We start from the raw sequence: 14,772 nt of genomic DNA, 5'->3' as shown, positions 1-14,772 counted from the left end.
TAATATATTTTTATCGGAAAAATATATATAATAGTAATAAGGGATTTTTCGTCCTAACAATGATAAAAACAATATGCATTAAGTGTCAATCCTAGAATGTGAAAAATGTTTAAATTTAATCAAAAAAAGACCTTGAAAGAATAGATAAAGTAATATAAGATAGTCGATAAAATGGCTGATTAAAATGGCCATAGACTTATAGGAGGCTATTGTTACAAATGGTTAGTGATAACAGTTATGTAGAATGTCTTGTCTCGAGTAAAGCGTCACCACTTATGATCGTCCTTAAGGGAATTACGCTTACACTCACAGTTCTTTTCTTTTTTTCCACATTCTTTTTAGGAACTAACATCTTTGGACTGATTTTTGCGATTGCCAGTGGTGCTGCTTATTATTTTGTTTCGCTTAATGCAAGTATTGAATTTGAATATCAGTACTGCGACAGGGAAATTACAATTGATAAGGTAATGAACAAGAGCAGACGTAAGAATGTCGCTAAGTATGATGTTGGTAAAATTGAGGCTATGGCGCCTTCTCGTTCTTTTCATTTAGATGAGTTCAAGAACAGAACTTACAAGAATCTGGATTTTTCTGCAAGAGAGAAGAATCCGCAGCCGGATCCTACTTATACTTTTTATTACGATGGAAAAGAAAAAATTGTATTTGAGCCAAGCAAAGAATTCGTCGAGGCTGTAAAGAGCGTTGCTCCTAGAAAAGTATTCATGGACTGATGCGCTGAGATAATATGAATTTTTAATTGGAATTGCAGAAACACGCATTTTATGCGACTTTCATGCAATAATGAACGTTTAATATTTTGAATTACAGGGGAAGATTTGTACTGGGGATAATAACACAAGATTTTTAGAATGGAGTAGAAAATGGGACAGATTATTGGCGAAGGAATTACTTTTGATGATGTATTATTGGTACCAGCGTATTCACAGGTTATACCTAATCAGGTAGATGTTAGCACATATCTTACCAAGAAGATCAGACTTAACATTCCTATGATGAGTGCAGGAATGGATACTGTTACAGAGCATAGAATGGCTATTGCCATGGCAAGACAGGGCGGTATCGGTATTATTCACAAGAACATGTCAATTGAGGCTCAGGCTGAAGAGGTTGACAAGGTTAAAAGATCAGAGAACGGCGTAATAACAGACCCATTTTCACTTTCTCCTGAGCATACGCTTGCAGATGCTGATTCTCTGATGGCTAAGTTCAGAATTTCGGGTGTTCCTATTACTGAAGGAAAGAAGCTTGTTGGTATCATTACAAACCGTGATCTTAAATTTGAAAAAGACTTTTCCCAGAAGATCAAGGATGTAATGACAAGTGAGAATCTTGTTACTGCTAAAGCAGGAATTACTTTGGAAGAAGCTAAGAGTATTCTTGCAAAATCTAAAAAGGAAAAACTTCCTATCGTTGATGATGACTACAATCTTGTAGGTCTTATTACAATAAAAGATATTGAAAAAACTATTAAATATCCACTTTCTGCCAAGGATGAGCAGGGAAGACTTCTTTGCGGAGCCGGAGTAGGAATTTCAGCTAACTGTCTGGACCGTGTTGCTGCCCTTGTTGACGCCAAGGTAGATGTTATCGTACTTGATTCAGCACACGGCCATTCTGAAAATGTTCTTAAGTGCCTTAGAATGATAAAGAGCAAATTTCCGGATCTTCAGGTTATTGCAGGTAACTGTGCTACAGGAGCTGCAACAAGAGACCTTATCGAAGCCGGAGCAGATGCTGTTAAGGTAGGTATCGGACCAGGTTCTATCTGTACAACACGAGTTGTTGCAGGTATCGGTGTACCTCAGATCACAGCTATCATGGATTGCTATGCAGTTGCCAAAGAATATGGTGTTCCGATTATTGCTGACGGTGGTATCAAGTATTCAGGCGATATCACAAAGGCTATCGCAGCCGGTGGTAACCTTGTAATGATGGGCTCAATGTTTGCGGGATGTGATGAGGCTCCCGGAGAATTTGAGTTGTTCCAGGGAAGAAAATACAAGGTTTATCGTGGAATGGGATCCATCGCAGCTATGGAGAATGGTTCTAAGGATCGTTATTTCCAGGAAGACGCAAAGAAACTTGTTCCTGAAGGCGTTGAGGGGCGTGTTGCTTATAAGGGAACAGTTGAAGATACAGTATTCCAGCTTATGGGTGGACTTCGTTCAGGTATGGGATATTGCGGATGCGCATCTATCGAGGAACTAAAGGAAAATGGTAAATTCATAAAGATGACATCAGCTGCTCTTCGTGAATCACATCCACACGATATTCAGATTACAAAAGAAGCACCTAACTATAGTGTTGATGATCACTAATAAATGAATTAACTCTTGTTTTCCTTGAGGGGGGAAAATGCAGGATAAAGTTACCAATGTGGAACTGCAGAATGCCACAAATATGGGCTCGGATAATTATCTTAAAGGAGTCCTTGGTAATTTTGCGCAAAAAAATGCGGAAGAAATACAGTCCTGGCAGGACAAATTCTGTGAAATGTCAGGCGTGTATGCCATGTGTCTCGATGAGTGTGGCGCACCTATGAGTGAACTTTCAGGCAATCCGCATGAAGTAGAGATAATAAAGAAATACGTACCTGAGATACGTATTCACAATATTTTCAAAAGAGTACAGGATAGCGAGCTGGAGGATCAGGCTGTAGAATATACAGAAGTTCCTAATCTAAGGCTCGCTGCTGTTGCTGTTAAAAGCGGCAAAAATACAGCTGCTGTCTGGATAGTATGTGGAGTATTCACCGATGCGGAATATGAAAAGGAATACTTCCATATACCTCCTATTGATTCTTTCCAATATCAGATTTCCGAGAGCAATTTTTATAAAACACTTGATCTTCTGCGTGAAACTCTAAACGTTCTTATAACTATAGAAACCTCAAGAACTCAGGCTATAGCAATAAGCGAAGAGAGTAAACAGCAGGAACTTGAGATGACTTCATCGTTCCACAGGGCAGAGACTATGACTGAAATAGTTTCTCTCCTTGACAGTGATGAGACCATTGAGTCGATAATGGTTGAAATATTAGGGAAGCTTTGTCGTTATCTTCAGATTAGCAATGGTTTTACCTGCAGGATTCATCACAACACTCTTATGGATATAGTGGTTCAGTGGACTGCTCCATTAGTTGAAAAGATGTTTGTGGAGACAATCGATCAGGAAGTTTGCTGGTTCCTCGGAACTGAGAAAGCTATTGTAATATCCAGTGATACGCAGATGAATGCCGGAGAGCGCGAACAGCTTGATATGTTCGGAATAAAGGCTCTTGTTGCGATGCCAATCGTCATCAACGGCGCAGCCAGATTTTATGCCTGTCTTACAGAGACCAGAGAAAATCGTATCTGGTCAATTGATGATATTAAGTTTGTTAATGATGCTATCAGAATCCTTCAGAGTATCATTACAAAAAGAATCCAGACTAATTCACTGGCAAGCTCTTTTGCATCGTTGGAATCAGTACTTGATAATGTGGGGAGTTCTATCTATGTACGAGATATTGACACAGGAGTGCTTCTTTTTGCCAATAGAAGCTTTAAGAAGAACTTCAGTAAAGAACTTGCAGAGAACAAGCTTATAGAACTGTTTGAATCCAATATTCCGTCAAGAAGTCACAGCGGTAATTACGAAGTAAGTCATAAAGCCAGATCAAAGTGGTATGACGTTTATTACACCAGGATCAAATGGGTTGATGGCCGTCCCGTTTCACTTTGCGCGATTTATGATATCACTGAGAAAAAGCTGTATCAAAAGAGAATCGAGCAGCAGGCATACACAGACTTTTTGACAGGGCTTTACAACAGAATGTGCTGTGAAAAAGATCTTGCAAAATATGTGGATGAAGCGAGACAGACAGGTCGCACCGGCGCACTTATGTACCTTGATCTTGATGATTTCAAGCATATAAATGACAGTCTTGGACATCAGTATGGAGATGTTCTCTTACAGGATATTTCCAAGGCTATGAGCCGCATTGAGGGCATAAACAATTCCTGCTATCGTATGGGCGGCGATGAGTTTGTAATTATTGTTCCACCTGAGAGCTATGGCAGGATGGATAAGATTGTTGAAGAAATAAAAAATGCTTTTGCTACGCCATGGTATCTGAAAGACAGTGATTACTACTGTACTATGAGTATGGGGGTGGTAAGATTCCCGGATAATGGCGATAATGTTTCTGAACTTATCAGAAAATCAGATGTTGCCATGTATGAGGCAAAGAAATCCGGCAAAAACAGAATTGCAGAATACTCCGATAACATTGATTCTTCATCGATACACAGACTTGATCTTGAAAAGAATATGTATGATGCCATCAGCAAGAAATGTGAGGAGTTTGAAGTTTATTTCCAGCCGATTATCATCAATGAAATAGGCAAAGATGGAAAGCCGGCAAAACATGTCGGCGCAGAGGCTCTGGTACGATGGAACAGCACAAGACTGGGCTTGCTTAGCCCTGATGAATTTGTTCCCCTTGCTGAATATCTGGGACTTATCAATCCTATCGGTAATCATGTTCTCCAAAAAGCCTGTGAGTGCTGCAGACAGTGGAATGAGGCAGGAATTGGTGAATTTACAGTAAGCGTTAATCTGTCAGTTGTTCAGATAATGCAGACGGATATTGTTGATGTTATCAGAAAGAATATCGAAGACAACAATCTGAATCCGCAAAATATTGTTCTTGAGCTTACAGAGAGACTTGCGATAAATGACCTTGCAAGGACCAAGCAGACACTTTTGGATATCAAGGCACTTGGCGTTAAACTTGCGCTTGATGATTTTGGTACCGGGTATTCTGCGCTTAGCAGTATAAGAGCACTTCCTTTTGACATAATTAAGATAGATCAGAACTTTGTAAAAGATATTTCCACGGATGAGTATTCTCAGGCGTTTGTCCGCTCCATGGTTCAGATGGGCAAGACAATAGGCGCTGATATATGCGTGGAAGGTATTGAGACAAAGGAGCAGCTTAAAGCTCTTGACGGTATGGATGTGAAGTATATTCAGGGCTATTATTACGACAAACCCCTTCGCAGAGCGGCTTTTGAAGAAAAATATGTTTATAAGTGAAGTGAAAAGATAGTTATGTTATAATATTATATCGAGTTGTGTAATGACCGTTTTTTCACAATTTGATAAAAAGAAGAAAGTTGGTTTTATTTAGTAATGGCAGAAGAAGTTTTAAAGAATTTAAACGAAAATGCTGAAGGCGATAATACCCCTTCCAGACATTTTATCGAACAGGCAATTGACAAGGATCTTGCGGAGGGTGTTTACGACCACGTTCATACACGTTTTCCTCCCGAGCCTAATGGATTTTTACATATTGGTCATGCCAAGAGTATAGTACTCAATTACGGAATGGCTAAAGAGTATGGCGGTAAGTTCAATTTAAGATTTGATGATACAAATCCTACCAAGGAAAAGGCTGAGTTCATGGACTCAATCATCGAAGATGTTAAGTGGCTTGGCGCTGATTATGAAGATCGTCTTTTCCATGCATCAGATTACTTTGAAGAGATGTACGAAGATGCGGTTAAGCTTATCAAGAAGGGCAAGGCATATGTTTCTGAGCTTTCTGCAGAAGAGATGCGTGAGTACAGAGGAACACTTACAGAACCCGGTAAGGATGATCCTAACAGAAACAGAAGCGTTGAAGAGAACCTGAAGCTTTTTGAAGATATGAAGAATGGCAAGTTTGAGGACGGAAGCGTAACTCTTCGTGCCAAGATTGATATGTCTTCACCTAATATCAATATGAGAGACCCGATCATTTACAGAGTTGCTCATATGACACATGCAAGAACAGGCGACAAGTGGTGCATTTATCCTATGTACGACTTTGCACATCCTATTGAGGATGCGATTGAGGGAATCACTCATTCACTCTGCACATTGGAATTTGAAGATCACAGACCTCTGTATGACTGGGTAAAAGAGGAATGTGAGTACAAGAACCCTCCAAGACAGATTGAGTTTGCTAAGCTTTATCTTAACAATGTTGTAACCGGAAAAAGATATATCAAGAGACTTGTTGAGGAAGGCATCGTAGATGGATGGGATGATCCAAGACTTGTAACAATCGCTTCACTTAGAAGAAGAGGTTTCACACCTGAATCTATCAAAATGTTTGTGGAAATGTGCGGTATCAGTAAGGCAAATTCTACAGCAGAGTATGCAATGCTTGAGTATTGCATAAGAGAAGATCTTAAGCTCAAGGCAAAGAGAATGCTTGCTATTCTTGATCCTGTAAAGCTTATTATCGACAACTATCCTGAGGGTGAAACAGAGTACCTTGAAATTGAGAATAACAAGGAAGTTCCTGAAATGGGAACAAGAAAGATTCCTTTTGGAAAAGAACTTTATATTGAGAGAGATGACTTCATGGAAGAGCCTCCTAAGAAGTATTTCCGTCTTTTCCCTGGAAACGAAGTAAGACTTATGAATGCTTACTTTGTAACCTGTACAGGATGCGATAAGGATGAAAATGGCAATGTAATAGCCGTTCATTGTACATATGACCCTGCAACAAAGTCAGGAAGCGGCTTTGAAGGCAGAAAGGTCAAGGGTACAATTCACTGGGTTGCTGCTAAAGAGGCAGTTACAGCAGAAGTTCGCCTGTATGAGAATATAATTGATGAGGAGAAGGGTGTATACAATGAGGATGGTTCCTTGAACCTTAACCCTAATTCCGTCAAAGTTATAAAAGATGCTAAACTTGAGCCAGAGCTTAAGGATGCTGTCTGCTATGATAAGTTCCAGTTTGTAAGAAACGGATTCTTTAGCGTTGACAGTAAGGATTCAAAGCCGGGTGCTCCTGTGTTTAACAGAATTGTATCCCTCAAGAGCTCTTTTACTGTTCCAAAGAAATAATAAAACTTTTATAGTGAGTGGCCGTAGTTATTCTGGTGCCGGAAGGTAGTTATCCGGTGGTTTTACAGATTCTGAGTTGAGAAGAGAGGTATGGTTTATGGATGGTATTTTTTCTGGACTTGAGAAACTAGGACTTGGTAACATTGGTGGCGGAGATCTTTTTGAAGATCCCAAGAAAAAAGAAGAGGCTGTGAAGAAAGAGGAACCCACCAAAAAGCTAAATCTCGCAAAGGAAGAAGATTTCTTATTTGAAAAGAAATATAAATGTCCTGTATGTGATGGGAGCTTCGAAGCAAAGACTGTAAGGACCGGTAAGGTCAGAATGAAAAGTGTCGATATAGACCTTAGACCTAACTATGATGAAGTTGACCAGAGTAAATACGATGTAATAGCTTGTCCTGATTGTGGATATGCTGCACTTGGACGCTATTTTAACACGATTAATAAGTATCAGGTTGACGATATCAGAGTCAAGATCTGTATGAATTACAAGAGACTTGATTATGTAGGTGATACCTATACATATGAACATGCCAGAAACTTATACCAGTTGGCACTTGCAAATGCTGTTGTAAAGAAGGCTAAGAATAGTGAAAAGGCTTATATCTGCCTTAAGACTGCATGGGTGATTCGTGGTGAGACACAGCGCCTTGATCAGGCAGAACCTGATTTTGCTAAGAAAAAGGCAACAAATGATGCTCAGGAAAAAGAGCTTCTTGCAAATGCTCTTAACGGATTCATAATGGCAAGGCAGTCTGAGGAGTTCCCGATTGCCGGAATGGATGCGACTACTCTCGATTATCTTATCGCTGCTTTGGCGGTTGAGACCGAGAAGTATGATATTGCCAGCAAGATGGTATCTGAGCTTCTGACTTCAAGAACGGCTAACAGCAGAATCAAGGATAAGGCAAGACTTCTTAAGGATATGATTGCTGAAAAGACTGGTTCAGCAGGTTAAATTGCCTGATTATAAACATAATAAGAATAATAAACCCGCATGCTGTTAGGTTGCATGCGGGTTTTCTGTTACATAATAATAAATCCCACGCAGAAATACTTTAACTGCGTGGGATAATTATTTTTTGATTATTTATTTCTCATCATCGAAGAATTCTTCTGTGGATTCAGGAGTCTCTTCTGCTGATTTTTCTTCTTTATCAGATTTATCGGACTTTTTTGATACAGGCTCCTCTGAGTCTTCATCAGAATGATCGGCTGGCTTTATATCCACATATTTACGGTTGCCGAATCTTATTTCTGAAGTAGAATCTTCATCATCTTCAAAATCTTCGTAGTCCTCGAAATCATCGTCGTCAAAATCATCAGCCAGAGCTTCATCTTTTTTTGAAAGATAATAGTATACTCCTGCGGCAGCAGCACCTACAGCGGCACAGAAAAGAATAAACTTAGCAAATCCATTATTTTTGGACATGAAAACTTCCTCCTAATCAAGCGATAAACTAATTTTAATACTTTTTAATTCTAAATAAAAGTACAATTGATTAAAATTTGATAAATAACGGAAAAACGTTTGAAGTGATTTGGTAAAAATGATATATTTATCTTAGACTGTTGCGGTCAATTATAGGCATAATATTGAGGCAGAATGATGAATGATAGGTTTTGGGAATTAAAAAAAGAAAAACAGGATAGGATGATAAATGCAGCATTGATGGTGTTTTCAAAGTATGGATACTATCATGCCAGCACTGATGAAATAGTTAAGGCAGCAGGAATCAGCAAAGGCCTGTTGTTCCATTATTTTACAAGTAAGATCGGAATATACGCTTTTTTGTATGATTATGCGACCAGATTTGTGACAATCGAACTTACGACAAGTATTGATAAAAACGAGAACGGTTATTTTGAACTGTATCATCAGATATTGTCGGCAAAGGTTGCAGCTATAGATAAATATCCATATATTCTTCTTTTCCTTAAAAAGGCGAATGAAGAGACTCATAAAGAGGCACTTGGTGAGATAACAGAAAGAAGAGAAAAGTACAATCATATTATGGAAGCACTGAGGGATAGGGCGGATATAACCTGTTTTGCTCCAAATGTGGATTATAAAAAGATAGGCGAGATCCTCGACTACACAATTGACGGGCTTATGGAAAAAGAGGTTAAAAGTGAGAGCTTCAGGGCTGACCTTTTTATGATGGAAGTTGATGAATATATCGATATGATAAAAAATATGTCGACAAAAAAATAGAATAGCGAAAAATACAGTGATTTTGGCTGTTATAAAGCAACTGATGTTTAAACAAGGAGGCTAAAAATGAGTAGATTCTTAGTGGCAGGTGTTACGCAGATTGAGACAATTGTAAGAGTGGAAAAGATTCCCGTTAATTATGCCCCTCTTACAAGTGTTAATGACTCAATTTTTACTGCTATGGGCGGTGATGCATATAATGAATCTTTGGCTCTTAAATGGCTGGGTGATGATGTTACATTCATGTCTATAGTAGGAAGAAATCAGGACCTTGGAATGATGAATCCTCCTGACAGAAAGATTACTTTATCTACGGAGTACATTGTTCCTCAGATGAAAGAAACACCTACAGAAGTAGTCTTATATGATAAAGGCAGAAAGCAGCAGATTTTTGAGGATATCAAGGATCTTAGAGAAAATGTCTATGATATGTCCATGGTTGCCCCGATTGCTCAGGCCTGCGATATGATGGTGCTTGCTAATGCGAACTTCTGCAGACCATTTGCCAAGGCTGCCGCTGAATACAAAAAGCCTATCGCTGTAAACATCAGAAACTATAATCCGGAAAAAGAAAAATACAATACGGACTTCCTTGAACCGGCGAAAGTTCTGTATTTTAGTGATGATACATTAACAGAAGATCCTTACGAATTCATTGACAGAATGTCGGAAACATATGGAACAGAGATAATTATTCTTGGTCAGGGTAGTGAGGGGCTTATTCTTTTTGACAAGACAAAGAATATCCGTGCTCATTATAAGACTGTAAAGACTAATGAAGTTGTAAATACCATCGGTGCCGGAAATGCGCTGTTTGCATGCTTCCTTCACTACTATATGGAGACTGGCGACAGCGTAAATGCTATAAAGAATGCGCTTTTGTTTGCATCCTACAAGATTGGTTACATGGGAACATCCAATGGTTTCATGACCACAGATCAGCTTGAACAGTGGAGAAATCTTATCTGGGGCATCAAAAAGAGCGAATTTGAACAGTACTCAGAGACTTTGGGATAATGGTACTGCTCAGATATAATGCGCAAGTCAGACACAGGGATGAACTGTTGGCAAGCTATCAGAAACTGCTTTTGTTGTGAATTGTCTGAAAATACTTGTTAAATTGAAACAAAGGTGGTAAAGTAGTTATACGGAAACGTTACCGGGAATAAGGCACTGTTTCCGATATAATTATTTTCATTACGAATGAGAGGCAAAGGAAATGGCAAAGGGTAAAAAGAAGCAAACAAGAACATGTGGTGTTCTTCTTCCGATTTTTTCACTGTCATCAAAATATGGAATTGGAACTTTTTCTAAGGAAGCCTATGAATTTGTAGATTTTTTGAAGAAATCAGGACAGAGCTACTGGCAGATATTACCTTTGGGTCCTACCAGTTATGGTGATTCACCGTATCAGTCTTTTTCTACATTTGCAGGAAATCCATACTATATTGATGTTGAAGCACTGATCGAAGATGGTCTTTTGGCAAAAGAGGATGCAGATAAATACGATTTTGGCGGAACAGAAGAGGCTATAGATTATGAAAAGCTGTACCGTTCAAGATACCTTCTTTTGAGAAAAGCATTTGATAATATTTATAAAGTCAATAATACTAAGGATATCATCAAGAAGTTTGAAGAGTTTAAGAAGGATAAGAATAATGACTGGCTGCAGGATTATTCTCTTTTCATGGCTCTAAAAAATGCAAATGGCGGCAGATCATGGAATACCTGGGAAGAGGATATACGTCTTCGCAAGAAAGATGCTATGGCTGCAGCGCTTAAGAAATATGCGGATGAAGTCGAGTTTTACAGCTTTTTGCAGTTTGTTTTCAAAAATCAGTGGCTTAAGCTCAAAGCTTATGCTAATGAGAATGGAATAGAGATAATTGGCGACATTCCTATTTATGTGGCGTTTGACAGCGCAGACACATGGGCAAGTCCGGAACTGTTCCAGCTTGATGAGAATAATGTTCCGATAGATGTTGCAGGATGTCCTCCTGATGCATTTAGCGCAACAGGTCAGTTGTGGGGCAATCCACTTTACAGATGGGATTATCACAAAAAGACAGGCTATAAGTGGTGGATGAAGAGAATCAGTCACTGCTATGAGCTTTATGATGTTGTGAGAATTGACCATTTCAGAGGTTTTGATGAGTATTATGCAATTCCTTATGGAAATCCCACAGCAGAGATTGGTGAGTGGCGTAAAGGCCCGGGAATAGAGCTCTTTGACATTATGAAAAAAGAACTTGGTGAGAAGAAAGTCATCGCAGAGGATCTTGGATTTTTAACACCGTCAGTTATAAAACTTGTTAAAAAGACAGGGTTCCCTGGAATGAAGATTTTGCAGTTTGCATTTGATTCCAGAGAGGAAAGTGATTATCTTCCACACAACTACACCAAGAATTGTATTGTTTATACGGGAACACATGATAATGAAACAACCCGTGGCTGGTATAATCAGCTTCCTAAGCAGGACAAGAAGTTCTGTAAAGAGTATCTTGGAATCACCTATGCCAAGGATGCTGTATGGGCATGCATAAGATCTGCTTTTGCCAGTGTTTCCGATACTGCAATAATTCCTATGCAGGACTATCTTGAACTTGATAAATATGCTAGAATTAATACTCCATCCACACTTGGTAATAACTGGGTTTGGAGAATGAAGAAGGATGCACTTACAGATGAACTATCTGCAAAGATGCATGATTATGCCAGAATTTATGGAAGGTTAAGACAAGATTAAGATACAATGTCAGAAATAACGATACGAGAAATTGCAAAGAGATGCGGAGTTGGTGTTAGCACTGTTTCAAGAGCGATAAATGATCACTCAGATATAAATCCGGAAACCAAGAAACGAATAATGGAAGTTATTCAGGAGACCGGGTACATACCAAATAACAGTGCAAGGAATCTAAAGAGGATTGATGCCAAGTGTATCGGAGTGTTGGTAAGAGGTATCACCAATCCCTTTTTCACTCCGATGATCGAGAAGATTGAGCAGGAGACTGAAAAGAAGGGTTACGCTCTAGTGCTCAGGCATGTAGAAGCATACGAAAACGAAGTGGATGTTGCGCTTGAACTTGAGAAGGAAAAGAGACTTCGTGGCATTATTTTCCTTGGAGGCAGCAGCAAGCATTCAGCAGATAAGATGAAACAGCTTAATGTTCCTGTGATATTTGCAACAATCGGTTCAGATATCTCAGAGGAGCTGAGCAGAAATTCATATTCTACCGTTTCTGTTGATGACGCCAGAGAGAGCCGTAAAGTAGTGGAATACCTTATAGGGCTCGGACACAGGAAGATAGCAATCCTGACTGAGGGTAATGATGAGCCTTCCGTTGTAAGACTTAGACATGAAGGCTATATTGAGGCGCTTAAGGCAAATGGAATTGAGCCGGATGACAAGCTTATCAGATACGTTGACCGAAGAATCTACACCATGAAAAATGGGTATGAAGCTACCAAGGCACTTATCGAATCCGGAGCTAAGTTTACAGCACTATTCTGTATTTCTGATGTACTTGCGGTGGGAGCACTCAGGGCATTTGCGGATGCAGGAATAAAGGTTCCTGATGATGTTTCGGTTGTAGGTTTTGACGGTCAGGCAATGGCAGAGTTCTCAGTTCCAAGACTTACCACCTTAAAGCAGCCACTTGATGATATCTCAGAGGAAACAATAAGACTTATCTTTGATCTTATCGAGGAAAAAAGAGGTCACAAACATATCATTTTCCCCGGAGAGCTTATAGAAGCTGAGTCGACTAAGAGGATATAGTGAGAGTATCCATAAACGCATAATCAGAAATATGTATATATTTCAGTTTTCGTGCATAAAGAATATCTGGTTTAAGAAAATAAGAGAGGTCAGATTCCTATGTGTTAGGAAGAGACCTCTCTTTTTAAATTTCATAGAAAATAGCTCTGAATTCTTCTAAAATAAAAACGCTCCGTTATGGATGCACTCTTGCGTGTGATAGTAATATGGATTCTTTTTTATAATCAGGACTTGTATACAATTTTTTCAGCCATCTTGTCTGCGACATCCTGTCCCTGGAAATGTGCGATTATTGCAAGACCGAAAGGAATTGCAGTTCCCATTCCGCGGCTGGTTATAAAATGGCCGTCCTTGGTCACTTCGGTTGTCTGAACGTCAGCACCCTTAAGATCAACTTCGCAGCCGGGGTAGCAGCAGGCTTTCTTTCCTGATAAGATTCCCATTTTGCCATATACAGTAGGTGCTGCGCAGATTGCGGCAAGCATTTTTTCTTTTGCATCAAAGTCTTTGATCTTTTCTTTTAATGGTTCGCATTCACCAAGGTTTGTGGTTCCGGGCATTCCTCCGGGGAGAATTAACATATCGGTGCCATCAAAATCAATGTCATCAATGAGTGCATCGGCGAGGACGGTGATATTGTGTGAGCCGGTGACTTCTTTTCTTCCCATGATGGAAGCTGTGATTATTTCAATTCCTGCTCTTCTTAACAAGTCGACTACAGTGAGAGCTTCGATTTCTTCAAATCCATCTGCTAAAAAAATTGCTGTTTTTGCCATTTGATTTCCTCCGAGGTTGTTTTGTGGTGGATGTTACAGTTCAATTGTCAGGCAGCTTCTATGAACAGTCAGAAATACTTGTGGTCGTCTGCGCGGTGATTTACTAAAACTCTAAATCTAAGGAAGGTCTCCTCTCAGCGCTGTTCGAAACAGTCGACCTTCCTTAGATTTCTCGCTTTGTAAATCATCCTGCTCGTCCGAGAACTGCGTATTTCTGACTGTTTCATAGTAAGCTTGCCTGCCAATTGAACTGTAATTTTATAGGTAGCGTTCAAAAGTTTTTATTTGTTCACTACTAGATTATACTTTATTATGGAATTGAATTATACCTTTTAGTTCAAGGTACGTTCGTTTTTAGACAGAAATGGTAATGTGCTGTGTATTTTTTATGAGGACATGATTCTTTAGAGGATTACGAAGGAGATAATGAACAATGGGAATAGAGATTGAGAAGAAGTTTACGGTAAAGCATTTGCCGGAAGATATTGAGAAATATCCGTTTCATGAGATTGAGCAGGGGTATCTTAATGTGTTTCCTGCTATTCGAGTAAGAAGAGAAGATGAGCGTTATTATATGACTTATAAGGCTTCAAAGGAGAGGTTTGTAGATTGTGGACTGGGTGAGGAATATGGAATAAATGAAGGAGATATTGGAAAGATTGAATTTAATCTGCCCCTTGATAAGGAAAATTATATTCATCTTGCTAAGAAAGCAGATGGAAATGTTATAAGGAAAAAGAGGTATCTTCTTCCTTTAAATGAAGATGCTTTTGAGAAGGGATTTTTGGCAGATAACCCGGAGTTATCAGAAGCAATAGTAAAGGGTGAAATAAAGATAGAATTGGATGTCTTTAAAGCGCCCTTTGAAGGCAGAATTTTAGCCGAAGTAGAATTTCCTTCAGAGGAGGCGGCAAGAAATTATAATCCTGCTGAATGGTTTGATGAGGATGTAACAGGCGACAGGCGCTTTAGCAATTCTCAGATGACTATGGAGAAAGTGTAAAACTAATTGTCATTGGTGAGACATAAATGATTTAGGAGTGAGTGCATTATTTCGACGAAGTTTGAATTGGATTGAATGCATGAATTGGTTACTG

General features: G+C 39.2%; 12 protein-coding genes. 10 read left to right on the top strand and 2 right to left on the bottom strand.

The features are described from left to right. Positions 1-218: 218 nt before the first annotated feature. From BM086_RS04435 to BM086_RS04415, 5 genes are all read left to right on the top strand, one after another. A complete protein-coding gene (locus tag BM086_RS04435) occupies positions 219-731 on the top strand; it encodes a DUF6106 family protein (protein ID WP_092324047.1) in 513 nt (170 codons plus the stop codon). 150 nt (positions 732-881) lie between these two features. Continuing rightward, entirely contained in the window at positions 882-2,339 is a 1,458-nt protein-coding gene (gene guaB / locus BM086_RS04430) for an IMP dehydrogenase (RefSeq protein ID WP_092324044.1), read from the top strand. A 37-nt stretch (positions 2,340-2,376) separates the two neighbouring features. After that, the gene (locus tag BM086_RS04425) at positions 2,377-5,100 is read left to right on the top strand and encodes a sensor domain-containing phosphodiesterase (protein ID WP_092324042.1); all 2,724 of its coding nucleotides are present in this window, start codon (positions 2,377-2,379) and stop codon (positions 5,098-5,100) included. A gap of 96 nt (positions 5,101-5,196) precedes the next feature. Then, entirely contained in the window at positions 5,197-6,903 is a 1,707-nt protein-coding gene (locus BM086_RS04420) for a glutamine--tRNA ligase/YqeY domain fusion protein (protein ID WP_092324040.1), read from the top strand. Between the two features lie 97 nt (positions 6,904-7,000). Then, entirely contained in the window at positions 7,001-7,861 is an 861-nt protein-coding gene (locus BM086_RS04415) for a DUF2225 domain-containing protein (protein WP_092324038.1), read from the top strand. Between the two features lie 132 nt (positions 7,862-7,993). Here the strand turns inward: BM086_RS04415 and BM086_RS04410 are convergent, their stop codons facing one another. Beyond that, positions 7,994-8,335 (bottom strand): hypothetical protein, encoded by a 342-nt coding sequence (locus BM086_RS04410; RefSeq protein ID WP_092324035.1) that lies wholly within the window; start codon positions 8,333-8,335, stop codon positions 7,994-7,996. Positions 8,336-8,509: 174 nt separating this feature from the next. Here BM086_RS04410 and BM086_RS04405 point away from each other — a divergent pair, with 174 nt between their 5' ends. The 4 genes from BM086_RS04405 (at position 8,510) to BM086_RS04390 (ending at position 12,899) form a co-directional block, all read left to right on the top strand. After that, entirely contained in the window at positions 8,510-9,118 is a 609-nt protein-coding gene (locus tag BM086_RS04405; RefSeq protein ID WP_092324032.1) for a TetR/AcrR family transcriptional regulator, read from the top strand. A gap of 66 nt (positions 9,119-9,184) precedes the next feature. Beyond that, a complete protein-coding gene (locus tag BM086_RS04400) occupies positions 9,185-10,135 on the top strand; it encodes a carbohydrate kinase family protein (protein WP_092324030.1) in 951 nt (316 codons plus the stop codon). A 202-nt stretch (positions 10,136-10,337) separates the two neighbouring features. Further along, the gene (malQ, locus tag BM086_RS04395) at positions 10,338-11,864 is read left to right on the top strand and encodes a 4-alpha-glucanotransferase (RefSeq protein WP_092324028.1); all 1,527 of its coding nucleotides are present in this window, start codon (positions 10,338-10,340) and stop codon (positions 11,862-11,864) included. 6 nt (positions 11,865-11,870) lie between these two features. Then, on the top strand, positions 11,871-12,899 hold the full coding sequence (locus tag BM086_RS04390) for a LacI family DNA-binding transcriptional regulator (RefSeq protein WP_092324025.1): 1,029 nt from the start codon (positions 11,871-11,873) through the stop codon (positions 12,897-12,899). A gap of 224 nt (positions 12,900-13,123) precedes the next feature. On the opposite strand, the gene BM086_RS04385 is transcribed toward BM086_RS04390, so the two are convergent. Beyond that, positions 13,124-13,675 carry a DJ-1 family glyoxalase III gene (locus tag BM086_RS04385; RefSeq protein ID WP_092324022.1) on the bottom strand — a complete coding sequence of 184 codons (552 nt, stop codon included), beginning with the start codon at positions 13,673-13,675 and terminating at the stop codon, positions 13,124-13,126. Positions 13,676-14,108: 433 nt separating this feature from the next. On the opposite strand from BM086_RS04385, the gene BM086_RS04380 reads away from it, so the two are divergent. After that, positions 14,109-14,678, top strand: coding sequence for a hypothetical protein (locus BM086_RS04380; protein ID WP_330391512.1), 570 nt, complete (start codon positions 14,109-14,111; stop codon positions 14,676-14,678). Positions 14,679-14,772: the final 94 nt, after the last annotated feature.

This window comes from Butyrivibrio sp. YAB3001 (assembly GCF_900112195.1).
Classification (GTDB): Bacteria; Bacillota; Clostridia; order Lachnospirales; family Lachnospiraceae; genus Butyrivibrio.
The sequence above is the reverse complement of the archived record's forward strand: the minus strand, read 5'-3'. Positions and strand labels throughout refer to the sequence as shown.